The organism is Janthinobacterium sp. TPC_1, assembly GCF_056037845.1.
Window position 1 is genome coordinate 2,871,287 of the sequence record NZ_CP195157.1, and the last position, 25,110, is coordinate 2,896,396.

The window sequence follows — 25,110 nt, forward strand, 5'->3', positions numbered from 1 at the left end:
AATAAGCAAGCTGAGCTTGTTTCAAGCGGGACGTGGCTGTCAGGCGCTGGCCCGGCTGTCTTCCTGGTAGGGAAATGCCGTGGCGTCGGCGCCCAGCGGCACGCTGACATGCACGCTCATGCCGGCGCCGGGGCTGCTTTCGATGTAGAAAGTGCCGCCCAGCAACTTGATGCGCTCTTCGATGCCGACCAGGCCAAATGAGCCCTGCTTGTTGCGTCCGTCGATGGCCGCGCCCACGCCGTTGTCGCTGACGCTCATCGATACGGTGTCGCGGCACTTTTCCAGCTTGACTTGCACGCGGCTGGCATTGGCATGCTGGGAAATATTGCTGAGCGACTCTTGCAGGATGCGGAACAGGGCCGTGGCGCACTGGTCGCTCAAATAGATATCGTCATGGCTTTCGCTCATTTCGCAGGCGATGCCCGTGCGCTGGCGAAATTGCGCCACCTGCCATTCGACGGCCGCATTCACGCCCAGGTCCAGCACGGTGGGACGCAAGTCGTTGATGATCTGCCGCACGCTCTTGATGGTGGCGTCGATCTGCTCCAGGGTTGAGCGGGCGCGGGCGTTCAGGCGCGGATGGCGGCGTTGCGTGCGCGAGGCCAGCATGTCGGCATCGATGCGCAGCACCAGCAGGTTCTGTCCCAGGTCGTCGTGGATCTCGCGCGCGATGCGCTTGCGCTCTTCTTCCTTGATCTGGTCGGCGTGGGCCGCCAGGCGGCGCAGTTTCTGGTGCGACAGCTGCAGGCGAATCTGGCTGGCGCGCAATTCCTCCGTCATGCCCGTCGCCATCTGGATGGCGCGCCGGCGCGACGACGCCAGGGTGTGAAACAGCATGTACAGCAGCATGGTGCTGGCAAAACCGGTCATCAGGGCCAGCCACGGCAGGAAGGCATCGAAGCGGGTATACAGGTCGCTCTTGCGCACGCTGAACAGCGCTTGCCACACGCGGCCATTGTGTTCGATCAGCATCGTGCTGCTCAGGTAGCGGCCCGAGTTGCCGGGCTGCCACCATGGCGCATGCATGCCCGCCGCCGTGCTGTCGAAGATGGGGCGCATATCGTGCGGCAAGTCCGGCTGTTCAAGCGCCTGCTGGCCGATATCGAACAGGGTCAGGCGGACATTGCGTACCGGCATGTCGGCCAGCGCGCTGCGCATCATCGCCACCAGGTCGTAGCCGATGCCGACGGAACCCTGGTAGGCCGCGCGCCTTTGCTCCAGCGTATCGGTCGGCATGCCGAAGCGGTACACGGGCAGGCGCATGGCCATGCCCGTCAGCTGCGGCCGGCCTTCCATCGGCACGGGCACGCCGGAATTGCAGATCTGCCCGGTATCGCGCGACTGTTCCAGCGCTTCGGCGATCATGGGCCGCGCAGCGATGTCATAGCCATACTTTTCCGCAGCGCTGGCAATCGGCTCGATGTAGACCAGCGCGGAATAATGGGGGCGCGGGCCGGGCGGATGGATGGCAAACGCCGGATAGCCGTCGCGCCCGGGCGGATAGTCGCGCTGCATGGCCGTTTCGAAGGTGGCGCGCTGCGAATCGTCGAGTTCCCGGCTGTAATTGAGATTCATCACGCCCGGGTAGTTCTGATGCAAGGCGAGGTTTGCCACGTAGCGGTGGAATTGCTCGCGGCTCACGTGTTCATTGGCGTGGAACAGGCTGACCGTTCCGCGCAGCAAATTGGCATATGACTTGCCGCGCGATTCGATGTTTTTCTGGGTATTGCGCGCCAGATTGTTGAATAGCTCGCTGGCATCGTTTTCGATCGACAGCGAGGCGGCGATGTAGAACAGCAGGCCGACCATCAAGGACAGCACGAAGCCAATCAGCCACTGCGGCCTTTTTTCCAGCGATAACTGTTGTTCACCAGCAGTAGAGGACATCGCCATCCGCATCAAGAGGAGGAATCGGGTGCCGCCTCGGTGGCGGTGGCCAGGCTGCGTTGTACAAGCACCATCGACATTGCAAATTGCTCAATAGCTGCCTAATATACAAAACTATCGTGAATATAGTCAACAGGCAATATTTCTCTGGTGATAGATATTGCTAAGACGAAAAAAAAAAAAAAACCGCCGCAGCGGTTTTTTTTGGGGGACGGGCGTCCGGCGCCTTATTTTGCGGGCTGCCAGCTGTCTTTCAGGGTGACGATGCGGTTGAAGACGGGCTTGCCCGGCTGGCTGTCGACGCGGTCGGCCGCGAAGTAGCCGTGGCGCTCGAACTGGAAGCGCTGTTCCGGCTGGGCCAGTTCCGCACCCGGTTCCAGCCACGCCTGCACCACTTCCTTGGCCAGCGGGTTCAGGGCCAGCTTGAAGTCCTTGCCGCCCGCGCGCGGCTGCGGGTCCGTAAACAGGCGGTCGTACAGGCGTACTTCGGCGGCAATCGCCGTCGGCGCGCTGATCCAGTGCATATTGCCCTTGACCTTGTAGTTGGCGCTGCCTTCCGTGCCCGACTTGCTGTCCGGGAAATAGTTGCAATGCACGGCGATGACCTTGCCGTTTTCATCCTTGTCAAAGCCCGTGCACTCGATCACGTAGCCGTAGCGCAGGCGAACCTTGCTGCCCGGCTTGTCGTCGATCGGCGGATACAGGCGGAAATAGCCTTTATTCGGCACTTCCATGAAGTCGTCTTCCTCGATCCACAGCTCGCGCGAGATGGGGAAGGTGCGCAAGCCCCGCTCCGGGAAGTGCGGATGCACGGGCGCCGTGCATTCCACGCTCTCGTTTTCCGGGAAGTTGTCGATGATCAATTTCAAGGGGCGCAGCACGGCCACCGTGCGGGGCGCCTTCGGGTCCAGGTCTTCGCGCAGGCAGCCTTCGAGCACGCTGTAGTCGATCCAGCCGTCCGATTTCGTCACGCCCGTGCGTTCGCACATCAGCTGGATCGCTTCCGGCGTGTAGCCGCGGCGGCGCATGCCCACCAGGGTCGGCATGCGGGGGTCGTCCCAGCCGTCGACGATGTGTTCTTCCACCAGCTGGCGCAGCTTGCGCTTGCTGGTGACGATGTATGTCAGGTTCAGGCGCGAGAACTCGAACTGGTGCGGCACCGGTTGCTGGAAGAAGCCGCCGGCGGCGAGGGTTTCCAGCAGCCAGTCGTAGAACGGGCGGTGATCCTGGAATTCCAGCGTGCAGATCGAATGCGTGATGTTTTCCAGCGCGTCCGAGATCGGATGCGTGTAGTCGTACATCGGATAGATGCACCAGGCGTCGCCCGTGCGGTGGTGGTGCGCGTGGCGGATGCGGTAGATGGCCGGGTCGCGCAAGTTCATGTTCGGCGAACTCATGGCATCTTCGCTCATCTTCGCGCGCAGGATGTGTTCGCCATCCTTAACTGGCCCGCCTTCATGGCGCGGAACAGGGCCAGCGATTCGTCGCGCGGACGGTCGCGGAACGGCGAATTCTTGCCGGCCTGGCCGAAATTGCCCCGGTTGGCGGCCATGTCTTCGGCGCTCTGGCTGTCCACGTAGGCAAAGCCGGCCGTGATCAGGTATTCGGCCATCGCGTACAGCTGGTCGAAATAGTCGCTCGCGTAGTGCAGGTGGCTGTGGCCATCGGCAGTCTTCGGTTCCCAGTCAAAGCCCAGCCATTTCACGCTGTCCATGATGGTGTCGACGTATTCCTGCTCTTCCTTCGCCGGATTGGTGTCGTCGAAGCGCAGGTTGCACTGGCCGGCGTAATCGCGCGCCAGGCCGAAGTTGACGCAGATCGACTTGGCGTGGCCCACGTGCAGGTAACCGTTCGGCTCCGGCGGGAAACGCGTGATCACCTGGGGCAGGCCGGGACGCACGTGGGTGCCGGCAGCCAGGTCGGCTTCGATGATGTTACGCAGAAATTGGGCGCCAGCGCTGGCGCGGCGGTATTCGGTTTATCGTTGCTCATTGATCAATGCGGAAGAGTGACAGTAAAAAGCATTTTACCGTACCGCAAGCGCTTTATAAGCACGTATTTGCCCCCATTTCCCAGCATGCAAGCGACGCCGGCGCCGTTCTATAGGATAATTCGCCTTTAATTAGCAAACAAAACGTGACCCCGGAGCCATTTATGGAAAATTTGTATAACGTCCTCGGTGTCGCACCCAATGCCAGCGACGATGAAATCAAGAAAGTCTACCGTTCGCTGGCCATGCGCTTCCACCCCGACCGCAACCAGGCCCCCGGCGCCGAGGCGCGCTTCAAGAGCGTCACCAAGGCGTATGAAATCCTGGCCGACCCGGCCAAGCGCGCCGAATACGACCAGAGCGTGAACCACCGCATCATCATCGATCCGGAAGCGGAAGCCTATGCCCTGTGGTGCGGCGTGTTCCGCCTCCACGGCACCAACCTTCCAGCAGACTGAGTCTGCCGGCAGCCGCCATCGGGCGGCTTGAATGATATTTAAAACAACAACAACGGCGCTTTTATCAGCGCCGCGCATCACATTGGAAAGCACAGCATGAGAAGAGTACACCCTGAATTCGCGTACCAGTCGCGCGAGCTGGAAGGCCAGATCGACGGCATCCTCGGCGACCCGCCGAACCGCAAGAACTACAAAAGCATGGTCGACGCGCTGGTGAGCGAGTACGCCAGCGGCGGCGGCATCGAAGACGTGAACATGCTGGCCTTTGCGCTGGTCGACCACATCACCTTCAGCGATCCGAAAGGCTTGCTGGCCGAAAGCGAAGACTACGAGTTCGGCGACCCGTCCCGCGTGTTCTCGATGGCTGCCTGCGCCGCGCCGGAAGCGGCGAAGATGTACGCCGCCATCGAAGAGAGCTTCCCCGACCTGGCGCGACAGGCCATCATCACGGCCTTCCTGCACAAGAATCCGCGCCTGTGGGACGACGACGACCAGTCGCTCGACCAGCTGGCCGCCAATGACGACGGCGACGACGATCACGACGAAGATGAAGCCACCGACGATTTCGCCCAGATGTTTGACCAGGATGGAGATGACCATGGCCGATAACAAGGATGAACAAAAAAGTAACCTTCCCGCGCTGACGAAGCAGGTCACGGAATTGGTGCTGTCCGGTTCGCTGGGGCACGCCGAGCAGGCGTTTGCGGACGCGGCCGACCAGTACGGCGATCTTGCCGTGGTGGAAGTGCTCAATTCCATCCCGCCGCAGGTGACGGCCCTGCACCTGGCCGGCTTCGACGGCGGCAAGATGTCGCTGGCCACCCTGCTGGTGCCGCCCAAGGCCTGGGCCGACAGCCTGGCCTTCATCGCCGCCACCTGGAGCGACGACCAGATCGAGGACGATCCGGAACGCATCGCCGAAGCGCTGTTCGCGCACATCCACGGCGTGGTGTTTTCCACCGACGACGCCGAGCGCCGCCGCGAGCTGCTGCTCGAAGCGTCCGCCACCGACTGGGGCGCCACGGCGTTTGCCATTTTGTTCTCGATGGCGCCGAAGGAAATCCTCGAAGTGGCGGGCGAGATCGTCATCAAGGGGCCGTACGTGACGGGCGTGACGTCGTCCGACAACGACATCGTGCCGCTGGCCATCGAGCTGGCGCAGGCCAATGAAGACGGCTGGGACCGCTCGCTGTTCGAACTGTTCCCCGACTTCCGCCACAGCGCCGACCTGGCCGACGCGGAATACTCGGACGACCCGGACGAAGAGCCGACCATGTTGCAGCGCAGTACCAAGGAATTGCTGTACCGCCTGCGCAAGCAAGTGCCGAGCACGCGTAGCGCACCGCGTTCCAGCACGCGCCGCAGCCTGGGCACGGGCATTTTCTCGTAATGAAAGCAGGGAACTACTAATGCTGCCAGCAATTGTTGTAGAGAATCTTCCGCGCCTCGTGCGCGCCATCAAGCTGTTGCCGGGCGACCCGCGCGAGGATGCGGCGCTGCTGAACCTGGCCGACGAATTGACGGGCATCACGGCCATGGTGGCCGAGAAGTTCACGAATGAACGCACGGCCGACGGCATCCAGAAGGCGCTGTACCTGACGGTGGGCGGCGTGTCGCTGGGCCTGGAACAGGCCGTCACGCACGAAGGCGACCAGGCCGCGCTCGACTTCCTCGTCGAGCACGGCGCCGAACACGCGTTCCAGGTGGGCTTTCGCCTGATCAAGGAATTGTCGCAGCTGCCGGAAGACGCCCTCGTCGGCGAATACGACCAGGACCCCGTCTACCTTGCGCGCCGGCTGCGCGAGCTGTTCATCGATATTTGCCAGGCCGACCCGAACCAGAACTGGGCCGGCTATGAAAAGTATGCGCTGCAGTTGCAACAGCGCAAGGAAGTGCAAGCCGTCGTGCGCCTGGCCGGCTGGCTGCGCCGCCACCACGACAACGGCCCCGTCAGCGACAGCGACTTGAATGCCGAGGGTGTCATCGCCCTGGCCATCATCTTCGCCATCGAAGGCGGCGGGCGCATCGTGGCGCGCACGGGTCAAAAGGAGTTCGAGCGTTTCGTGCGTTCCGTGCGCAAGAACAAGCCCGACTTCGAGGAAGGCTGGGCCGCCCTGGTGGCCAAGGTGCCCGTGCAGCATCACCCGGTGCTGCTCGACCGCATCGCGTCCTACCGGCGCAGCTGCACCGTCGTGCACAAAATCCTCACGCGGGCCAGCATGAAGAGCCTGTTCGAGGACCTGGAAAATTACGCCGGTTCCGAGCTGGACGCCGACTACTCGTAATGCAGTACGTGGGCTGGCGCCTGCCGGCCTACGCTCCCCCTTCCAGCGCCGCTTCCTCGGCCAGTTTCACGAACGCCGCCACCAGCGGCGACGTCTCTTCTTCCCGCTGTGCAAGTAATAAACTGGTGGTCGCCTGCGGGTCGGCGATGGGGCGGTAGCACACGCCATCCATGCGGATGCGGTCGAACGAGGCGGGCAGCACGGAAATGCCGCAGCCGGCCGCCACCAGGCCGATGATGGTCGACGCTTCGCCCGCTTCCTGCGCCACCTGGGGCACGAAGCCGGCCGCCTTGCACAGGCGGAAAATTTGCGGATAAATCCCCGTGCCTGCATCCCTGGGATACATGACAAAGCCTTCGCCCGCCATGTCGGCAATCGCGATGCTGTCCTTGGCCGCCAGCGCATGGGCGACGGGCAGCACGAGGAACAGCGGGTCCTGGCGCAGTTGCGTCAGCTTGATATCGGAGGGATACGTCGTTTCCGGCGGGCGCACGAAGCCCAGGTCCATCGTCCGGCCCGAGATCGCTTCCAGCTGATGCAATGTCGCCATCTCGTGCAAGGTCAGGGTGACGTGCGGGAATTGCTGGCGGTAGCGGTTGATGACGGTGGCGAAGTAGGGCGTAAACGGCGTGGAAAACGTAAAGCCGATGCGCAATTCGCCCGCTTCGCCCCGCTGTGCCCGGCGCGCCGTCACGGCCGCCTGTTCAGACAGGGCCAGGATGCGCCGCGCATCGTCGAGGAAGAGGCGGCCCGCTTCTGTCAGTCGCACGGAGCGCTTGTTGCGCTCGAACAACTGCGCACCGAGTTCCGCCTCCAGCGCCTGGATCTGCTGGCTCAGCGGCGGCTGGCCGATGTGCAGGCGCTCGGCCGCGCGCGTGAAGTGCAGCTCCTCGGCGACGGCGACAAAGTAACGCAGGTGGCGCAGTTCCATATAAGTAATATTTTAAAAGTATGAGTTGGGCCTTGAATATATATTGGACGATATGAGTTGGCAATCCTAAGATGAAGACTCGCTTCCTTTCCGAAACACGGCCATGTCTGATTCATCGCTCGCTTTTGCCTCCGCCGCCACTCCGGCGCTTTCGCCTGCCGCTCCCGCTCCCCGCACGGCCATCGCCAAGGGTTCCATCGAATTCAAGCGCAGCAACCGCGCGCTGTTCTTTGGCGGCTTTTCCACCTTCAGCTTGCTGTATTGCATCCAGCCCCTGTTCCCGCGCTGCTGTCGCACCAGTTCCATTTGACGCCCGCGCAAAGCAGCTGGTCCCTGTCCGTGTCGAGCGGCTTGCTGGCCATCTCGCTGGTGCTGCTGAGCGCCGTGTCGGACCGGGTGGGACGCAAGCCGCTGATGGTGGCATCGATGTTTTCCGCCGCGATATTGACGATCTTGTCCGCCTTTGCGCAGGATTATGCGCAGTTGCTGGCGATCCGCGCCGCGCTGGGCGTGGCCCTGGGCGGCATGCCGGCCGTGGCCATGGCCTATCTGGGCGAGGAAATCGAGGGGCCGTCGCTGGGCTTGTCGATGGGCTTGTATATTGCCGGCAGCGCGTTTGGCGGCATGTCGGGACGCTTGATCGCTTCCATGCTCAGCGATTTTCTGTCGTGGCGCTGGGCCCTGGGCGTGCTGGGCGTGGCCGGCGTGCTGGCGGCGGCGGAATTCTGGCGCAGCCTGCCCGCGTCGAAGAACTTCGTGCCCAGTACCAAGGGTTGGAACGCCTTGCCGCATGCGATCAAGCAGCACTTTTCCGACCGGGGCTTGCCGTGGCTGTTCTGCCTGGCGTTCGTGCTGATGGGCTGTTTCGTCAGCCTGTATAACTACATCGGCTACCGTTTGCTGGCTGCGCCGTTCAGCTTGCGCCAGAGCACGGTCGGCTTGCTGGCATTCTTGTACCTGATCGGCATCTTCAGTTCCGTCTGGGCGGGCCGCCTGGTGGACCGGCTGGGACGCCGGGGCGTGCTGTGGATCATGCTGTCGGTGATGCTCAGTGGCATTGTATTGACCCTGTTCGACTCGCTGCCGCTGATCGTCACCGGCATGGCGCTGGCCACCTTCGGCTTCTTTGCCTCGCATTCGATCGCCAGCAGCTGGGTCAGCCGCCGCGCCCGCGCGCCGCAGGCGCTGGCCTCGGCCTTTTATCTGCTGTTCTATTATTTGGGATCAAGCCTGATCGGCTCCGCCTCGGGCATGATGTGGGGTTTCGACGGCTGGACGGGCGTCATCATCATGCTGGGCCTGTGCATGGGCGGCGGCGTGCTGATCGCCTTGCGCCTGCGCCATCTGCAGCCGCTGGGCGCGCGCGAAGCGGTGGGCTGAGCCCGGCTATTTGGGGCAGTTGCCGATCATCGTTTCTCCCTGCTTGCCCGCGCGCGTGGTCACGCACAAGGTGCCCAGCGCGCTGGTGATTTTATACGTGCGGCTGCCCCTGGCCTCATTCGCGCCCACTTCCTCGATTTTCGATGCCTCGTACCATTTCGGCGGCACGGCCGCGTAGGCTTCGGCAAAGCCTTGCTGCATGCGCTTGAAGCCCGTGTCGTCGAATTTCTCCCCGCCCCGCTGCGGGAATTCCTTGCGTAAATCCTTGTCGATCTTGCCCACGTCGCGCTTGGCTTGCGCCAGGATATCGGCTGCGCTGGGCGCTGGCGGCGCCGTGATCGCTTCCGGCGTTACCGGCGCCTGCGCCGGCTCGGCGGCGGGTGGTAGCAGGGGACGGCTGACGGGCGCCGGTATGGTTCGGCGCGGCACGTTTTCAGCGGCCGGTTTTGCGCTGCGCAAGGCTATCGGCTTGGGCGGCGCAGGGGACGTGTAGCGCAGCCAGGCGATGGCCGGACCCTGCGGCAGGTGCTCGTCAGCGGCAAGACGGGGGCGCGACTGCAGCACGACGTAGGCCAGCCCCGCGTGCAGCAGGACGATCAGCAGCAGGCCGGGAGCGCGGCGGGGCAGGGGTGGCAGCGAGGTCATGGAGGGCAGGGTGGTTCGGGTACGCCAATGTATCTGAAGAATTTGATAATTATCTAGAATGTCACAAGCGCTTACAAAAAAGTGCCACACGGAAATTTCAACGCCGCGGCCGCTGGCGGGGAACCCTGCGCCAGCCTGGCGATCCAACTCCCAATACCATGGGAGGACACATCATGATGCAGGCAAAGGAAGTGGCACGGCGCTTTGGCGCCATCGAACACGCAATCGGCCAGGCGGCCCAGCTGTGCGGCAAGCAGCAGGCATGCCGATGGACTTGAAGGATTGCATCAACCAGCTGGACCAGCAAAAGAGCGCCGTGCGGCAAGCCATCGACACGCACGACGATGCGCGCATCCGGCAAGCCGTCGACCAGATGGAATCGCTGGGCGACCGCGCCAAGCGGGCCTGCGGCACGGCGTCCAGCGTAACGCCGGAAATGAAGAGCGCCGTGCTCAAGGTGCACGATGAACTGTCCGACTTAAAACACCAGTTGCATTAGCTACATCTGCCGGAACAGATGGGCATATAAAGGGCTGACGCGCAGCTGTGCCGGATGCTGGCGCAGGGTCAGCGACAGCTTGCCCGCCTCGTCGCGCACGGCCGTGGCGATGGCGCTGGCGTTGACGATGGTGCCCCGGTGGATTTGCCAGAACTGTTGCGGGTCCAGCTGGGGCAGCAATTCCTTCAGGCTCGTGCGTATCAGCGCTTCGCTATCCTGGCACACGACGTTGATGTATTTGTCCAGCGCCTCGAAATACACGACGTCGGCCAGCGCGATCATGCGCACGCTGTTGCCGACGGCCGCCCGTATCATCTGCAGGCGCGGGGCGGGTGGCACCATGGCTTGCAACTGGCTCAGCAGGCGGGCCAGGTTGCCGTCGCTGGCGGACGCTGTTCCGTTCGCCGTCACCGGCGCCGCCGTGGCTGCCGCTGGCGTTGCTGTCCCGCTGGCGCCAGCGCTGTCGCGCAGGCGCTGCTGCAGGCGTTCCACCGTCTTGCCCAGGCGCGCATCGTTGACGGGTTTTAAGACGTAATCGGCGGCCGCATGCTCGAAGGCGGCCAGTGCAAACTCATCGTAGGCGGTGACGAACACGATATGGGGGAACGCGACGCCGTCGGGCCACTGTTCCGCCAGCTCCTCGGCCGCTTCCAGGCCCGTCTTGCCGGGCATCTTGATGTCGAGAAATAGTATGTCGGGCTGCAGCGCCAGGCCTTGCTGCAGGGCTTCCACGCCGTTGGCGCAGGTGGCGACGATGTCGAGTTCCGGCCATAGCCGGCGCAAGGCGTGCGCGAGGGCGGCGGCGAGTATCGGTTCGTCTTCGGCGATCAGGGCGCGCGGGGTGGGGTTGCTCATGGCATGGGACTCGCGGTGGTGGGGTGAATGGGAAATTGCAGGCGGGCGACGACGCCTGCCGGCGTGTTGGCGGCCAGCACCAGGCTGGCGGCATCGCCATGCATGCCGCGCAGGCGTTCGCGGATGTTCGCCACGCCCAGGTGCGTGCCCTTGCTCTGGCCCGGATGGTCGAGGCCCAGGCCATCGTCGCTGACGGTAAGAGTCAGCACGCCAGCGTCCGTGGATGCCCGCACGTGGATGTGGCCGCCTTCGATCTTCGGTTCCAGGCCGTGCTGGATGGCGTTTTCCACCAGCGGCTGCAGCAGCATGGGCGGCACTTTGATCTGGCGCAAGGCCTCGGGCAAGTCCAGCGCGTAGCCCAGGCGCGCACCCATGCGGATGGACATCAGGCCCAGGTAGGCTTCCATCAGGGAAAACTCCTGCTCCAGGGTGGTGGATTCGGCGCGCGAGGAAGACAGGGTGGCGCGCAGATACTGGATCAATTGATCGAGCAGCAACTGGGCGCGGTCAGGATCAAAGCTGATCAGGCCCTGCAGGTTGGCGAGGGTGTTGAACAGCATGTGCGGTTCGATCTGCGCCTGCAGCAGCTGCAGCTGCGCCTGCATGGCCTGGCGCGCCACGGATTCGGCGCGGGCTTTTTCCTGGGCCGCCTCCATTTGCAGGCGGGCGATTTTTTCGCGGCTGCCAAAGAACAGGATGGCCGCTCCCGCCACCGCCAAGGTGAACACCGTCATGCCGACATTGCGTGACGACATGGAGACGGGCGCGGGAACGTCGATATTGGCAAGCCAGCCGAACAGCATGGTGCCGCCTACCTGTGCCACGGTGGCGCTGACGATGATGAGGGCCGTGAAGGGCAGTCTTGGGGGGCGGCGTCCCTCGCCCCACCAGGCCAGGCGGATGCCGTCGATGAGCAGGAAGGCGATGCCGCCGATGCACATGGATGCAAGCAGGTTGAGCCAGAAGCTTTGTCCGCCGCTCAGCACGAAGGTGATGAAGAGGGCGCACAGGACATTGAGCAGCAGCGCATAACGGGCATCGCCCAGCAGGCGCCGGTAGGGAAAGCCCGTCTTGCGGGGGGCGGTGTCGGTAGTGTGCATGCGGGACCGCTTTCGGGTGGGCGTTCGGGTTGGCAATGCGGCAATTATGGGCGGCTCTGCATGCGGGCGCAACGCCGTTGCGACGAAAGCGGGCGGAGACGGCGCCAATCGCCTGATCGCGTCCTTTACATGGTGGCGCTTGCACGCGATGATGGCAAGACGTCCTCATTGAAAACCTCATCATGATAAAGGAACACCATGTGGCCCTATCCACGCACCCTGGCGCACCGCGGCGGCGGCACCCTGGCGCCTGAAAACACCCTGGCCGCCCTGCGCTGCGGCCTCGCCTACGGCTACCGTGCCGTGGAATTCGACGTCATGCTGGCGTCCGACGGCGTGCCCGTCGTCGTGCACGACCCCGAACTGGGCCGCACCGTGGCCGGCAGCGGGCATATCAGCGATTACACGGCCGCGCAGCTGGGCGCCATGGAGGCGGGCGCCTGGTTCGGCCCGCAATTCGCGGGCGAGGGCGTGCCCACGTTCGAGGCCGTGGTGGACTATTGCAAGGCGCAGCGCATCTGGATGAACATCGAAATCAAGCCGGCACCCGGCTTCGACGTAGCCACGGGCGAGGCGGTGGCGCGGGCCACGCGCGATTATTTCGCAAAAGAAATTGCTGCTGGAGAATTATTGCCCTTGCTCTCGTCGTTCAGCGTCGACGCGCTGCAAGCGGCGCGCCAGGCGGCGCCGGAACTGGCGCGCGGCTGGCTGGTCGAACAGATACCGGATGACTGGGTGCGCACGGCGAAGGAACTGGACGTGGTGGCGATTCATTGCGACCACCAGCAACTGACGCCGGAACTGGCGCGAAAGGTCAAGGAGGCGGGATACGGGCTGTTCTGCTACACCGTCAACACGCCCGAACGGGCCAGCGAACTGCTGGCCTGGGGCGTGGACGGTTTTTGCACGGATCGGATCGATCTAATCAAGGCAAGCTGATAAGTTCTCAGCTCAACAGCGCCTGACGTTACTAGAACGTCACGCGCATGCCGACGGTGACATTGCGCCCCATCAAAGGCGCCGCGTTCTTGATGAACGAGGTGTGGCTGTACGCCAGTTCATTCGTCAGGTTGTTCGCCTTGATGTAGAACTGGGCCGGCGTCGTGCCGATGCGCGTGTCGTAGTTGGCGGACAGGTTCAGCATGTTGTAGCCCGGGGTTGCCGTCTCAAACGCGGCCACCTTGTCTTGCTTGCCCACGCGGTAGAACTCGGCCACGCCGCTCCATGCCTGCCAGTTGGCGTCGACCTTCAGGCCAAAACGCTGGGCCGGGATGCGCGGCAGGTTGCTATTGTTAGCTGCGCCACCGTCGGCCAGCTTGGCCCGCACATAGTCGCCGAACACGCTGGCGCCGAACATGGGGTTCAATTGCTGGCGCACTTGCCCTTCCACGCCCGTAAACGTGGCGTCGCGCTGGGCGTACTGGATCAGCTGGAAGCCTTCGTGGTTGTCCAAGGTGGAGCCGAAGATGTAGTTGTCGACCTTGTTGCGGTAGGCACTGGCCGAGAAGGTCGTGGCGCCCGCATATTTGCGCAAGGTCAAGTCGATATTGTTCGACGTTTCCTTGCCCAGGTTTTGATTGCCCAGCTCGTACGTGGCCGTGGCCATGTGCACGCCGTGCGCATACAGTTCCTCGGCGCTGGGCAGGCGGTGGGTGCGGGAAATGGTCGAACCGAGCGAGTACTGGGGGGCGAATTTCCACACGGCGCCCAGCGAGACCGACGTACCCTTGGCGCTGCGGTCTTGCAAGGTGGCGCTGTCGACAGCGATGTCTTGCCATTCATGGCGCAAGCCCGCTTCGAAGCGCCATTGGTCGAGCTTGTATTCTTCCACCAGGAAGGCCGCGTGCTTCTTCGTGACCGTCGGCGCCACGTAGGCTTCCTCGCCCAGGGCGGAGAAATCGCGCTTCGACGTTTGCAGGCCGACCACGCCGCGCCAGCCGAAGACGGGATGGTGTTCCATCTCCAGGCGCGCATCGTGACCCTTGTTCTTGAACGTGGTGGCGATTTCCGTGCCTTCGATTTCATCGTGCTTGTAATCGGTAAATGAAGCGCGCAGGCGCAGCTTGGCGAAGCCGGGCACGGGATCGCGCAATTCGCCGCGCACGTCCCAGCGTTCGCTCTTCAGTTTCACGTAGGGCACGCTTTCGTGTTCATGCTCGTGCTCATGTTCTTCGTCGTCGCCATGGCCGTGGCCTTCGTGGCCGCCGCAGTGCAAGTGCGTGCCGTGCGGGTGGCAGCTTTCGAATTCGTGGTTGTGGCCAGGCAAGCCGTATTCCGCATGCTGGCTGGTGAAAGCCAGGCCCAGGAAGCCGCGCTGACCCACCCACGACACGCCCACGCTGCCCGTGTCCGTCTTGTTGTAGCTGCCTGCCACCCTGGAGCCGCCTTCCCAGCCGCTGCCGACCTTGTATTCCTTCGCGTCGCGCTTGACGCCTTCCGCGTGGAAGGCGATGTTGCCGGAGCCGCCAGTCACTTCAAAGGCGCCCGCCTTTTCGCGCGCGGCCGAATTGGCGCGTACTTCCGCGCTGCCTTCGAAGCCCTTGGCCGGCACGCGCGTGGGGATTTTCTTGTCGATCACGTTGACCACGCCGCCGACGGCGCCGCCGCCGTAGGCCAGCGCGGACGGGCCGCGCAAGACTTCAATCTGTTCCGACAGCATCGGTTCGGCCGCGACGGCATGGTCTGGGCTGATGGTCGAGGCGTCCTGCACTTCGGCGCCATCGGACAGCACTTTCACGCGCGGACCATCCATGCCGCGGATGATGGGACGGCTGGCGCCGGCGCCGAAATGGCTGGACGTGATGCCGGGCTGGCCGGCCAGGGTTTCGCCCAGGGTCGCTGACCTTGCCAGCACCAGTGCCTCGCCTTCCAGCACGGTCACGGGCGTGCTCATGTCGTCGCTGCCCAGGGCCAGGGCGCTGGCCGAGACGGTGACGGCGGGCAAGGTGGCTGCCTGTTGCGCCAGGGCGCTGGCGGGAGCGGCAAAGGCCAGCATGATGGCCAGCGCGAGGGGAGTCGGTTGGTGAGGACGGATGGACATGGGCAAGAGTTCCTTATCGGCTATCGTTATTGGCAGGGTTTGGGCAGCGCGCGCAAGGTAATGGCCTGCCCCAAGTTGATAATGATAACCCATTATCATTACTGTGTGACAGTTTTTCCGGGCGGTGGATGCAGGCGGATGGTGTATTCTGTCGGCTATGGAACGCACAACACGTCAAAAAACCGCTATTCAAGCCGCCATCGAGTCGGCCCAGCGCCCCTTGTCGGCGCAGGAAATCCTCGAACAGGCCAGCTTGCAGGTGACGCAGCTGGGCATCGCCACCGTTTACCGCAACTTGAAGTCCCTGGTGCTGGAAGAAAAGGTGCACGTGGTGACCTTGCCGGGCGAAAACCCGCGCTATGAGTCGAACACGGCCGCCAACCACCACCACCACCATTTCCAGTGCACCACGTGCCAGCGCGTATTCGACGTGCATGATTGCCCGGGCGACTTGAAGCGCATGGCGCCGCAAGGCTTTGTCGTCGAGCGCCACGAGCTGACCCTGTACGGCCGCTGCGCCGACTGCAATGCCGCTGCCGGCGCCGCAGTGCCCGCCGCCGTGACCACTGCGCACGCCTGCGCCAGCGGCCACGACCCGGCCTGAGCCGGCAGGCTGTCGATGTTGGCACGGGCGCAACAATGCCCTGGCTAGCCGTCAATGCCGCACCCCATATCACGTATAATCTTCCCTTTAAAGCTGCCGCCACTTTTTGCCAAAAAAACATGAAATCATCTGAAATCCGCGACAAGTTCCTCAAATTTTTCGAATCCAAGGGCCATTCCATCGTCCGTTCCAGCTCCCTGGTGCCAGGCAACGATCCGACCTTGCTGTTGACGAACAGCGGCATGGTGCAATTCAAGGACGTGTTTACGGGCATGGACAGCCGTCCGTACACGCGCGCCACCTCGGTGCAGCGCTGCGTGCGCGCCGGCGGCAAGCATAACGACCTGGAAAACGTCGGCTACACGGCGCGCCACCATACCTTCTTTGAAATGCTGGGCAACTTCAGCTTCGGCGACTATTTCAAGCGCGACGCGATTCACTTTGCCTGGGAACTGCTGACCAAGGTGTACGGCTTGCCGGCCGACAAGCTGACCGTCACCGTGTACATCGAAGATGACGAAGCGTACGACATCTGGGCGAAAGAAATCGGCGTGCCCGTCGAGCGCATCATCCGCATCGGCGACAACAAGGGTTCGCGCTACGCCTCCGACAATTTCTGGCAGATGGCTGATACGGGCCCATGCGGTCCGTGCACGGAAATCTTCTACGACCACGGCGCCGACATTCCTGGCGGCCCGCCGGGCTCGCCTGACGAAGACGGCGACCGTTTCATTGAAATCTGGAACCTCGTGTTCATGCAGTTCAACCGCGACGAAGCTGGCGTCATGCACAAGCTGCCGAAGCCATGCGTCGACACGGGCATGGGCATGGAGCGCCTGGCCGCCGTGCTGCAGCACGTGCATTCGAACTATGAAATCGACCTGTTCCAGCACCTGATCCGCGCCGCCGCGCGCGAAACGGGCGCCACGGACCTGGAAAACAAGTCGCTGCGCGTGATCGCCGACCACATCCGCTCCGCCGCCTTCATGATCGTCGACGGCATCATTCCGGGCAGCGAAGGCCGCGCCTACGTGTTGCGCCGCATCATCCGCCGCGCCCTGCGCCATGGCCACAAGCTGGGCCAGACGAAACCGTTCTTCTACAAGCTGGTGGCCGATCTGGCCATCGAGATGGGCGGCGCCTATCCGGAGCTGGAAGAAGCGAAGGAAAACGTCGCCAACATGCTGAAAGCCGAGGAAGAGCGTTTCGGCGAAACCCTGGAAACGGGCATGAAAGTGCTGGAAGCGCAGCTGGCCAAGGATGCCACGGGCATCGACGGCGCCACCGCTTTTACTTTGTACGAAACCTACGGCTTCCCGCCGGACCTGACGGCCGACATCTGCCGCGAACGCGACATCACCTTCGACCAGGTGGGCTACGATGCAGCCCTGAAAGAAAGCCAGGAACTGTCGCGCAAGGGCGGCAAGACGCACAAGGACAGCAAGGTCGAGTACACGGGCGAGAAAAACAAATTCGTCGGCTACGACCAGTTGACGTTCAGCAGCAAGGTTGTCGCGCTGTACGCGGCCGGCACGCCCGTGCAGGAACTGAAAGCCGGTGAGGCGGGCATCGTCGTGCTCGACACCACGCCGTTCTACGCGGAATCGGGCGGCCAGGTGGGCGACCAGGGCGTGATCGCCTCGGGCGCGGGCAGCTTTGCCGTCAGCGATACGCTGAAAATCCAGGCCGACGTGTTCGGCCACCACGGCGTGCTGGAATCGGGCGTATTGAAAGTGGGCGACGCCGTCTCGGCCGAAGTCGACACGGCCAAGCGCGCGCGCACCATCCGCAACCACTCGGCCACGCACCTGATGCACAAGGCCTTGCGCGAAGTGCTGGGCAGCCACGTGGCGCAAAAGGGTTCGCTGGTCGACCCGGACAAGACCCGTTTCGACTTCAGCCACAATGCGCCGATGACGGCGGAGCAGATCGCTGCCGTGGAAACGATTGTCAACAAGGAAATCCTGGAAAACCGCGCCACGCAAGCCCATCTGATGTCGTTTGACGATGCCGTCAAGCATGGCGCGATGGCCCTGTTCGGCGAGAAATACGGCGACGAAGTGCGCGTGCTCGACATCGGCAGCTCGAAAGAGCTGTGCGGCGGCGTCCACGTGCAGCGCACGGGCGACATCGGCTTGTTCAAGATCATCGCCGAAAGCGGCGTGGCCGCCGGCATCCGCCGCGTGGAAGCGGTGACGGGCGAGGGCGCGCTGGCGCTGGTGCAAACCATCAACCGCCGCCTGATCGAAGCGGCCAACGCCCTGAAGGCGCAGCCGGAAGAGCTGACGGCCCGCATCGGCCAGGTGCAAGACCACGTGAAGGCGCTGGAGAAGGAACTGGCCGCGCTGAAATCGAAACTGGCGTCGGGCCAGGGCGATGAGCTGGTCACGCAAGCCGTCGATGTCAATGGCATCAAGGTGCTGGCCGCCGTGCTCGATGGCGCCGACGTGGCCCGTCTGCGCGAAACCATGGACAAGCTGAAGGACAAGCTGAAAACGGCCGCCATCGTGCTGGCCAGCGTGGCCGACGGCAAGGTCAGCCTGATCGCCGGCGTCACGGCCGACGCGACTGGCAAGGTCAAGGCGGGCGAGCTGGTGAACTTCGTTGCACAGCAAGTGGGCGGAAAAGGCGGCGGACGCCCCGATATGGCGCAGGCGGGCGGCACCGATCCGAGCGGCCTGGCGAACGCCCTGGCCGGCGTGCCGGCCTGGGTCGGCGAACGCGCCAAATAAGGCGTAAGCTAGAGGGCATGCGGGGTTTTCATCCCACAGCCCCGTGAAAACGGCCCGCAGACATTGTTTGCGGGCCGTTTTGCCGTGTGGAATCTCGTTGTGACACCACAACAGCCGATGAACTATTTTGGTGCAGCGCGTCAATGCCCCTGATTTAGAGTAGTATGTCGAAAATCAGTACAACAAAATAATGGTGGGATATTGATGATGAGCGACACACTACTTGATACCGAGATTATGGAATTTCACAAAGAACTCGACGCGCGGGGCTTGAATTGCCCGTTGCCGATTCTGAAGGCGAAAAAGGCTTTGTCGGAGCTGCAGAGCGGGGAAGTGCTGCGCATCATGGCAACCGATCCCGGTTCCGTGCGCGACTTCCAGGCTTTCGCCAAGCAAACGGGCAATGCCCTGCTGTCGCACGTGCAGACGGGCACCGAATTCGTCTTCCTGATGCAACGCAAATAATTCTGCCAGCCGGGGCCGCCGTGGCGCGGCCTGGTCGATACCCAGCCGTGCCATTTTTGCGCCTTTTTGCTGCCCTGCAGCGTAGCGGCCGACTCCCCTGAAATCCTCGAAGCTGGACAGTTTAGATGGATTGCTCTAACAAAAAATCGCACGATCGTGCTTAAATTCGGTTCAGGATTCAAATTTCTCTTATAATCGAACGCACAATCAGCACTTGATCCGTCATTTTTATAATTTCCCAAAGGCATAGCTATGAAAGTCTTGGTACCCGTCAAACGCGTGGTCGACTATAACGTCAAAGTCCGCGTCAAGAGTGACGGCACTGGCGTCGATACCGCCAACGTCAAAATGTCGATGAACCCTTTCGATGAGATCGCGCTGGAAGAAGCGATGCGCCTGAAAGAGGCCGGCAAGGTCACCGAAGTGGTCGCCATCTCCTGCGGCGTGACGCAGTGCCAGGAAACCCTGCGCACGGCCATGGCCATCGGCGCCGACCGCGGCATCCTGGTGGAAACGACGACCGAACTGGAACCGCTGGCCGTCGCCAAGCTGGTCAAGTCCCTGGCCGAGAAAGAACAGCCGCAACTGATCATCCTGGGCAAACAGGCGATCGATGACGACAGCAACCAGACGGGCCAGATGCTCGCTGCCCTGCTGGGTTGGCCGCAAGCCACGTTCGCTTCGAAAGTCGTGCTGGAAGACGGCAAAGTCACCGTCACGCGCGAAGTCGACGGCGGCCTGGAAACCCTGGCATTGACCTTGCCAGCGATCATCACCACCGATTTGCGTTTGAACGAGCCACGCTATGTGACTTTGCCGAACATCATGAAGGCAAAGAAAAAGCCGCTCGAGACCGTCAAGCCGGAAGACCTGGGCGTCGACGTTGCGCCACGCCTGAAGACCCTGAAAGTCGTCGAGCCAGCCAAGCGCTCGGCCGGCATCAAGGTGCCGGACGTCGCCACCTGGTCGCCAAGCTGCGTACCGAAGCCAAAGTCATCTAAGCGGCTTTGCCGTCACTCCAGAACAATTACAGGACATATCATGGTCGCATTAGTTATTGCTGAACACGACAACGCTACCTTAAAGGGCAGCACCCACCACACCGTGACCGCGGCTGCCCAGTGCGGCGGCGACGTGCACGTACTGGTCGCAGGCTCGAACGCATCGGCTGCCGCCGCTGCCGCCGCGCAAATCGCCGGCGTGACGAAAGTCATCGTCGCCGACGCGCCGTACTTTGCCGACGGCCTGGCCGAAAACGTGGCCGAGCAAGTGCTGGCCATCGCCGGCAACTACAGCCACATCCTGGCGCCAGCCACCGCCTACGGCAAGAACATCCTGCCGCGCGTGGCCGCCAAGCTTGACGTAGCGCAAATCTCGGAAATCACCAAGGTCGATTCCCCAGACACCTTCGAGCGCCCGATCTACGCCGGTAACGCCATTGCCACCGTGCAATCCGGCGACAAGGTCAAGGTCATCACCGTGCGCACCACCGGTTTCGACGCCGCTGCCGCCACCGGCGGTTCGGCTGCCACGGAAACCGTCGCCGCCGTTGGCGACAATGGCAAGTCCACTTTCGTGGGCCGCGAACTGGCCAAGTCCGACCGTCCTGAGCTGACCGCCGCGAAAATCATCGTGTCGGGCGGCCGTGGCATGGGTTCGGCCGAGAACTTCCACATCCTGGAGCCGCTGGCCGACAAGCTGGGCGCCGCCATGGGTGCTTCGCGCGCAGCCGTCGACGCCGGCTTCGTGCCGAACGACTGGCAAGTGGGCCAGACGGGCAAGATCGTCGCCCCATCGCTGTACATCGCCGTCGGCATCTCGGGCGCGATCCAGCATCTGGCCGGCATGAAAGACTCGAAGACCATCGTCGCCATCAACAAGGATCCGGAAGCGCCGATCTTTGCCGTGGCCGACTACGGCATCGTGGGCGATCTGTTCGAGATCGTGCCGCAACTGGTCAAAGAACTGGGCTAAGTCTTACCCATTCAGGTTTTGTTATTGACAAAGCCACGCCGGCCCGCCCCACACGGCGAGCCGCGCGTGGCTTTTTTCTTGGAGAAATAGATGAGCTATCAAGCCCCGCTGAAAGACATGTTGTTCGTGATGAACGAACTGGCCGGCCTGGCCGAAATCCATACTTTACCTGGCTGCGAAGACGCGACGCCCGACACGGCCGAAGCCGTGCTGGAAGAAAACGCCAAGTTCTGCGGCGGCGTGGTGGCCCCCTTGAACGGCCCCAGCGACAAGGAACCGAGCTTCTGGCACGACGGCCAGGTCACAACCTCGAAAGGCTTCAAGGAAGCGTTCAAGGCCTACGGCGAAGCGGGCTGGCAGGGCGTGCAGCATCCGACCGAGTTCGGCGGCCAGGGTTTACCGAAGCTGCTGGCCACGCCGTGCATCGAAATGCTCAACTCGGCCAGCATTTCGTTCGCCCTGGTCGCCTTGCTGTCGGACGGCGCCATCGAAGCGCTGCTGACGGCCGGCAGCGACGAACAGAAGGCCACGTATCTGGAAAACCTGGTTTCCGGCAAGTGGACGGGCACCATGAATCTGACGGAGCCGCAAGCGGGCTCCGACCTGGCCGCCGTGCGCACGCGCGCCGTGCCGCAGGATGACGGCACCTATAAAGTCTTCGGCACGAAGATTTTCATCACGTACGGCGAGCACGACATGGCGGAAAACATCGTCCACCTGGTGCTGGCCCGCACGCCGGACGCGCCTGCCGGCGTGAAAGGCATTTCGCTGTTCATCGTGCCGAAATTCCTCGTCAATGCGGATGGCAGCCTCGGCGCGCGCAATGACGCGCACTGCGTTTCCATCGAACATAAACTGGGCATCAAGGCCAGCCCGACGGCCGTATTGCAGTTCGGCGACCACGGCGGCGCCATCGGCACCCTGGTGGGCGAGGAAAACCGCGGCCTCGAATACATGTTCATCATGATGAACGCAGCCCGCTTCGGCGTGGGCTTGCAAGGCATCGGCCTGGCCGAGCGCGCCTATCAGCAGGCCGTGGCCTTCGCCAAGGACCGCGTGCAGTCGCGCGACCTGGCCGGTTCCGCCGGTCCGGTCTCCATCATTCACCACCCGGACGTGCGCCGCATGCTGATGTCGATGCGCTCGCAGACGGAGGCGGCGCGCGCGCTGGCCTACGTGGGCGCGGCCATCAGCGACGTGGCGCACCACCATCCGGACGCCGAGGTGCGCGCGGAAAGCCTGGCGACCTATGAATACCTGGTGCCCGTGATCAAGGGTTGGGCCACGGAAATGTCGCAGGACGTCACGCGCGACGGCGTGCAGGTGCATGGCGGCATGGGTTTCATTGAGGAAACAGGCGCGGCCCAGCATTACCGTGACGCCAAGATTCTGACGATTTACGAAGGCACGACGGCCATCCAGGCGAACGACCTCGTGGGCCGCAAGACGGTGCGCGACGGCGGCGCCGTGGCGAAAGCCATCATTGCCCAGTGCGCGCCACGGAAGCCCAGCTGGGCGAGCTGACCGGCGCCGACTTCCAGGCCATGCAGCGCCATCTGGCCGAAGGCAGCGCCGCGCTGGAAGCCGTGGTCGAGTATGTGGTGGCGAACATGAAGACGGACATCAAGGCCGTCTTCGCGGGCAGCGTGCCGTACCTGAAACTGGCCGGCATCGTGCTGGGCGGCTGGCAAATGGCGCGCGCGGCCGTGGCGGCGCAGCAAAAGCTGGGAGAGGGCAGCGGCGACGCGGCGTTCTACAAGGCGAAGATCGCCACGGCCCGCTTCTTTGCCGACCACATCCTGTCGCAGGCCCCCGGCTTGCGCGCCACTATCATCGATGGCAGCGCGGGCGTGATGGCGCTGTCGGAAGAGCAGTTTTAAGTTGAAACTTGGCCAGCGCTCGCTGGCTGAATGTAAAAAAGCGCTGGAGAGTGATCTCCAGCGCTTTTTTTACTCTTTCAAAAGCTTACCTTCTGGCGATGCCGTTGCCGGAATTGCGCACCAGATCGCCAGCGGCCAGGCCAGGGTCCTGATCAAACGCGAAGTCAGCCTTGGCGCCCGTTTCGTATTGCACGGTGACGGTCCAGGTCTTGGCGTTCTTCATGTGGCCTTCGACTTGCTTGCCGGCATACGCGCCGCCGGCGGCGCCGGCCAGGGTGGCCAGATCCTTGCCGCGTCCGCCGCCCACCTGGCGGCCCAGCAGGGCGCCGGCCACGCCGCCGCCGATCATGCCCAGGGCGCCGCCTTCACCGGCTTTTTCAGTGACGTTGACTGCCAGCACCTTGCCGCACTCGGCGCAGATCTGGTGCTGCGGCTGCTTGGAAGGCTGGCTGGCGTAGGAATTGCCCGCTTTTTGCGCGGCCTTGGCGTTGATGATGGCCTGGTCGTATTCGCCCTTGGCGTCGCGCAGGCATTGCATGCGGGCTTTCGAGCTGGTTTCTTCGGCACACAATTTCTTGTCGTCCGCATAGCGCGTGTTCGCTTGCTTTGTATCGTAGGCGTATTGCGCCTTCGGCGACAGGTTTTGCGCGAAGGCGGAAGTGCTGAACAGGGCCGTAACGGCGACTGCGAGGATGAGTGGGCGACGAATCATGATCTTCTCCTAGGGTGTTGAATGAGCCAGTAATGTCGGCATTGTGAATGCAGTATAGAGGAAAATCATGATTGCTTACCAACACTTACATGTGCGCGCGGGGCGCGGCAAATGATGCCATTTCCATACGGAAATTAACCGTAGGCGCCGCCCGTGTACAGCAAGTCGAACAGGCGTGCCATGGTGGCGATCAGCACGCCCGCGCCTAGCATCAAGGTAGCGACCAGCACCACGGCCAGGGGCCAGCCCGTGTCCGACTGGCGGCTTGATGCGGCGTTGTAGCGGGCGTCCCACTTGTCGTCCGGCATCAAGCCCAGCACCAGCGCTTCCAGGAAGCCACCCAGGGCGGACAGGGTCAGCGGCAATATCTGGTAAAACCAGTCCGCCTCGGGAAATAGCTGGTGCAGCAGCAGCGCGCTGGCGGGCAGGGCGGCCAGGTGCAGCCAGCCCCAGCGGTCTTTGGCGCCGTGCAGGTAGAAGCGGTGCGCGCCCAGGGCGCCCAGCAGGAAGGCCAGCAAGGTGGTGAAGGCCTTGTTCTTGTGCGACTGTTGCAAAATGGTAGCGGTGGTCATGGGACTCCAGAGTTGCTCATCGGTAAAGATTGCCAGTATCGGCCATTGTCTCGTGCAACGATAGCACTTTCCTGTGGCGTTTATGGAATGATTTCGTCTGATTCCAAGCCATGGCCGGCACGATAGACGCACGCGCCTATTGCGTCTTCGGCGATGTCTGGTCATAATGTTTGATTAGCCCAAATTACACGCCCGTCATCATAACGCTTGCTGCCTGGCGGTAAAGCGCGCTATAATTTGCGGCTTTTTCCGCCTCAGCACACTTTTTGGAAATATTATGGTCGTTATTCGTTTAGCTCGTGGAGGCGCCAAGAAGCGCCCGTTCTTCAACATCGTCGCTACTGATTCGCGCAATCGCCGCGATGGTCGCTTCATTGAGCGTATCGGTTTTTACAACCCGATGGCGCAAGGTGGCGAAGTTCCACTGCGTATCACCGCAGACCGTCTGGCCTACTGGCAAGGCGTTGGCGCACAATTGTCGCCAACCGTTGCTCGCCTGGTAGCCAGCAACAACAAAGCAGCAGCTTAATTAGATCACTGGTTTGACGGTCAAGACTGCATCCGGGGTGAAAGTCCCCGATGACCTGGTACAGGTAGGCTATGTCTCCGGTGCTTATGGCATTGCTGGCGGGGTCAGGATCACTCCTTTCTCCGACGACGCGGATGCATTATTAAGCGTCAAAACCTGGTGGTTTGATAAACCGACCTTGCATGATGTTCAAGTCAGGCAAGCGAAGTTACACGGCGGCGACGTCGTGGCCCAGCTGGTGGGTGTGGTCGGGCGGGATGCCGCAGAAGCGCTGAAAGGCGTCTCTGTGCAAATTCCGCGTAGCCATTTCCCGACGCTGACGGCCGATGAATTTTATTGGTCCGATCTGATCGGACTGACAGTCGAGAATTTGCAAGGCGAGTGCCTCGGCACCGTGCACGACATGATGAGCAATGGTCCGCAGTCGATCTTGCGCGTCACGCCCGTCGCCACTGCCGATGAGACCGTTGAAAGGGCGCCTGAGCGCCTGATTCCGTTTGTTGGCCAGTTTGTCATTAACGTTGACAAGGCTGCCGGCAAGATCACGGTCGACTGGGGCCTCGATTATTAAA

22 protein-coding genes and 3 pseudogenes are annotated in these 25,110 nt (G+C 62.7%); 16 read left to right on the forward strand and 9 right to left on the reverse strand.

Annotation, left to right across the window (positions count from 1 at the left end; genetic code table 11):
• Nucleotides 1-39: 39 nt before the first annotated feature.
• Nucleotides 40-1,887, reverse strand: coding sequence for a sensor histidine kinase (locus ACQVLG_RS13995; RefSeq protein WP_474295159.1), 1,848 nt, complete (start codon nucleotides 1,885-1,887; stop codon nucleotides 40-42).
• Between the two features lie 227 nt (nucleotides 1,888-2,114).
• Nucleotides 2,115-3,879, reverse strand: a pseudogene (locus tag ACQVLG_RS14000) (glutamine--tRNA ligase/YqeY domain fusion protein).
• Between the two features lie 162 nt (nucleotides 3,880-4,041).
• Here ACQVLG_RS14000 and ACQVLG_RS14005 point away from each other — a divergent pair.
• The 4 genes from ACQVLG_RS14005 to ACQVLG_RS14020 all read left to right on the forward strand — a co-directional run bounded on the left by ACQVLG_RS14005 (nucleotide 4,042) and on the right by ACQVLG_RS14020 (nucleotide 6,620).
• Entirely contained in the window at nucleotides 4,042-4,335 is a 294-nt protein-coding gene (locus tag ACQVLG_RS14005; protein ID WP_070288594.1) for a DnaJ domain-containing protein, read from the forward strand.
• A gap of 96 nt (nucleotides 4,336-4,431) precedes the next feature.
• Entirely contained in the window at nucleotides 4,432-4,944 is a 513-nt protein-coding gene (locus tag ACQVLG_RS14010; protein ID WP_230503649.1) for a hypothetical protein, read from the forward strand.
• Nucleotides 4,934-5,725 carry a hypothetical protein gene (locus tag ACQVLG_RS14015; RefSeq protein ID WP_230538625.1) on the forward strand — a complete coding sequence of 264 codons (792 nt, stop codon included), beginning with the start codon at nucleotides 4,934-4,936 and terminating at the stop codon, nucleotides 5,723-5,725. Before ACQVLG_RS14010 ends, ACQVLG_RS14015 begins: the two co-directional genes overlap by 11 nt.
• Before the next feature lie 19 nt (nucleotides 5,726-5,744).
• Nucleotides 5,745-6,620: a hypothetical protein gene (locus ACQVLG_RS14020; protein ID WP_474295162.1), complete on the forward strand. Its 876-nt coding sequence runs from the start codon at nucleotides 5,745-5,747 to the stop codon at nucleotides 6,618-6,620.
• Nucleotides 6,621-6,648: 28 nt separating this feature from the next.
• Here ACQVLG_RS14020 and ACQVLG_RS14025 read toward each other — a convergent pair whose 3' ends face one another.
• Nucleotides 6,649-7,551 (reverse strand): LysR family transcriptional regulator, encoded by a 903-nt coding sequence (locus tag ACQVLG_RS14025; protein ID WP_474295164.1) that lies wholly within the window; start codon nucleotides 7,549-7,551, stop codon nucleotides 6,649-6,651.
• A 103-nt stretch (nucleotides 7,552-7,654) separates the two neighbouring features.
• On the opposite strand from ACQVLG_RS14025, the gene ACQVLG_RS14030 reads away from it, so the two are divergent.
• Both ACQVLG_RS14030 and ACQVLG_RS14035 read left to right on the forward strand, forming a co-directional pair.
• Nucleotides 7,655-7,861 (forward strand): hypothetical protein, encoded by a 207-nt coding sequence (locus ACQVLG_RS14030; protein ID WP_474295165.1) that lies wholly within the window; start codon nucleotides 7,655-7,657, stop codon nucleotides 7,859-7,861.
• Nucleotides 7,813-8,931: an MFS transporter gene (locus ACQVLG_RS14035; RefSeq protein WP_474295167.1), complete on the forward strand. Its 1,119-nt coding sequence runs from the start codon at nucleotides 7,813-7,815 to the stop codon at nucleotides 8,929-8,931. The genes ACQVLG_RS14030 and ACQVLG_RS14035 overlap by 49 nt, the downstream gene beginning before the upstream one ends.
• Nucleotides 8,932-8,937: 6 nt before the next feature.
• On the opposite strand, the gene ACQVLG_RS14040 is transcribed toward ACQVLG_RS14035, so the two are convergent.
• Nucleotides 8,938-9,576, reverse strand: a complete 639-nt coding sequence (locus tag ACQVLG_RS14040; protein ID WP_474295169.1) for a hypothetical protein — start codon at nucleotides 9,574-9,576, stop codon at nucleotides 8,938-8,940.
• Nucleotides 9,577-9,838: 262 nt separating this feature from the next.
• On the opposite strand from ACQVLG_RS14040, the gene ACQVLG_RS14045 reads away from it, so the two are divergent.
• Nucleotides 9,839-10,075 carry a hypothetical protein gene (locus ACQVLG_RS14045; protein ID WP_474295171.1) on the forward strand — a complete coding sequence of 79 codons (237 nt, stop codon included), beginning with the start codon at nucleotides 9,839-9,841 and terminating at the stop codon, nucleotides 10,073-10,075.
• Here ACQVLG_RS14045 and ACQVLG_RS14050 read toward each other — a convergent pair whose 3' ends face one another.
• Together ACQVLG_RS14050 and ACQVLG_RS14055 are read right to left on the reverse strand one after the other, a co-directional pair.
• A complete protein-coding gene (locus ACQVLG_RS14050) occupies nucleotides 10,076-10,930 on the reverse strand; it encodes a LytR/AlgR family response regulator transcription factor (RefSeq protein WP_474295173.1) in 855 nt (284 codons plus the stop codon).
• Nucleotides 10,927-12,030: a sensor histidine kinase gene (locus ACQVLG_RS14055; protein WP_474295174.1), complete on the reverse strand. Its 1,104-nt coding sequence runs from the start codon at nucleotides 12,028-12,030 to the stop codon at nucleotides 10,927-10,929. The genes ACQVLG_RS14050 and ACQVLG_RS14055 overlap by 4 nt, the downstream gene beginning before the upstream one ends.
• Before the next feature lie 198 nt (nucleotides 12,031-12,228).
• Between ACQVLG_RS14055 and ugpQ the strand changes: the two genes are divergently transcribed.
• Nucleotides 12,229-12,969: a glycerophosphodiester phosphodiesterase gene (gene ugpQ / locus ACQVLG_RS14060; RefSeq protein WP_474295176.1), complete on the forward strand. Its 741-nt coding sequence runs from the start codon at nucleotides 12,229-12,231 to the stop codon at nucleotides 12,967-12,969.
• A 31-nt stretch (nucleotides 12,970-13,000) separates the two neighbouring features.
• Here ugpQ and ACQVLG_RS14065 read toward each other — a convergent pair whose 3' ends face one another.
• Nucleotides 13,001-15,070, reverse strand: coding sequence for a TonB-dependent receptor domain-containing protein (locus ACQVLG_RS14065; protein WP_474295178.1), 2,070 nt, complete (start codon nucleotides 15,068-15,070; stop codon nucleotides 13,001-13,003).
• A gap of 157 nt (nucleotides 15,071-15,227) precedes the next feature.
• Here ACQVLG_RS14065 and ACQVLG_RS14070 point away from each other — a divergent pair, with 157 nt between their 5' ends.
• The 6 genes and pseudogenes from ACQVLG_RS14070 to ACQVLG_RS14095 all read left to right on the forward strand — a co-directional run bounded on the left by ACQVLG_RS14070 (nucleotide 15,228) and on the right by ACQVLG_RS14095 (nucleotide 22,725).
• Nucleotides 15,228-15,674 carry a Fur family transcriptional regulator gene (locus ACQVLG_RS14070; RefSeq protein ID WP_230538616.1) on the forward strand — a complete coding sequence of 149 codons (447 nt, stop codon included), beginning with the start codon at nucleotides 15,228-15,230 and terminating at the stop codon, nucleotides 15,672-15,674.
• A 119-nt stretch (nucleotides 15,675-15,793) separates the two neighbouring features.
• A complete protein-coding gene (alaS, locus tag ACQVLG_RS14075) occupies nucleotides 15,794-18,406 on the forward strand; it encodes an alanine--tRNA ligase (protein ID WP_474295180.1) in 2,613 nt (870 codons plus the stop codon).
• 237 nt (nucleotides 18,407-18,643) lie between these two features.
• Nucleotides 18,644-18,871, forward strand: coding sequence for a sulfurtransferase TusA family protein (locus ACQVLG_RS14080; RefSeq protein ID WP_010395510.1), 228 nt, complete (start codon nucleotides 18,644-18,646; stop codon nucleotides 18,869-18,871).
• 252 nt (nucleotides 18,872-19,123) lie between these two features.
• Nucleotides 19,124-19,729 (forward strand): annotated as a pseudogene (locus ACQVLG_RS14085) (electron transfer flavoprotein subunit beta/FixA family protein); the annotation flags it as partial.
• A 183-nt stretch (nucleotides 19,730-19,912) separates the two neighbouring features.
• Nucleotides 19,913-20,845: an electron transfer flavoprotein subunit alpha/FixB family protein gene (locus tag ACQVLG_RS14090; RefSeq protein ID WP_131688382.1), complete on the forward strand. Its 933-nt coding sequence runs from the start codon at nucleotides 19,913-19,915 to the stop codon at nucleotides 20,843-20,845.
• A 90-nt stretch (nucleotides 20,846-20,935) separates the two neighbouring features.
• Nucleotides 20,936-22,725, forward strand: a pseudogene (locus tag ACQVLG_RS14095) (acyl-CoA dehydrogenase).
• Between the two features lie 85 nt (nucleotides 22,726-22,810).
• Here the strand turns inward: ACQVLG_RS14095 and ACQVLG_RS14100 are convergent.
• Together ACQVLG_RS14100 and ACQVLG_RS14105 are read right to left on the reverse strand one after the other, a co-directional pair.
• Entirely contained in the window at nucleotides 22,811-23,437 is a 627-nt protein-coding gene (locus ACQVLG_RS14100; protein ID WP_230538612.1) for a glycine zipper 2TM domain-containing protein, read from the reverse strand.
• 134 nt (nucleotides 23,438-23,571) lie between these two features.
• Nucleotides 23,572-24,009 (reverse strand): NINE protein, encoded by a 438-nt coding sequence (locus tag ACQVLG_RS14105; protein ID WP_474295183.1) that lies wholly within the window; start codon nucleotides 24,007-24,009, stop codon nucleotides 23,572-23,574.
• A 277-nt stretch (nucleotides 24,010-24,286) separates the two neighbouring features.
• Between ACQVLG_RS14105 and rpsP the strand changes: the two genes are divergently transcribed.
• Nucleotides 24,287-24,538, forward strand: a complete 252-nt coding sequence (rpsP, locus tag ACQVLG_RS14110; protein WP_010395524.1) for a 30S ribosomal protein S16 — start codon at nucleotides 24,287-24,289, stop codon at nucleotides 24,536-24,538.
• Nucleotides 24,539-24,551: 13 nt separating this feature from the next.
• Nucleotides 24,552-25,109, forward strand: a complete 558-nt coding sequence (gene rimM, locus ACQVLG_RS14115) for a ribosome maturation factor RimM (RefSeq protein WP_474295185.1) — start codon at nucleotides 24,552-24,554, stop codon at nucleotides 25,107-25,109.
• The last annotated feature ends 1 nt before the right edge of the window (nucleotide 25,110 follow it).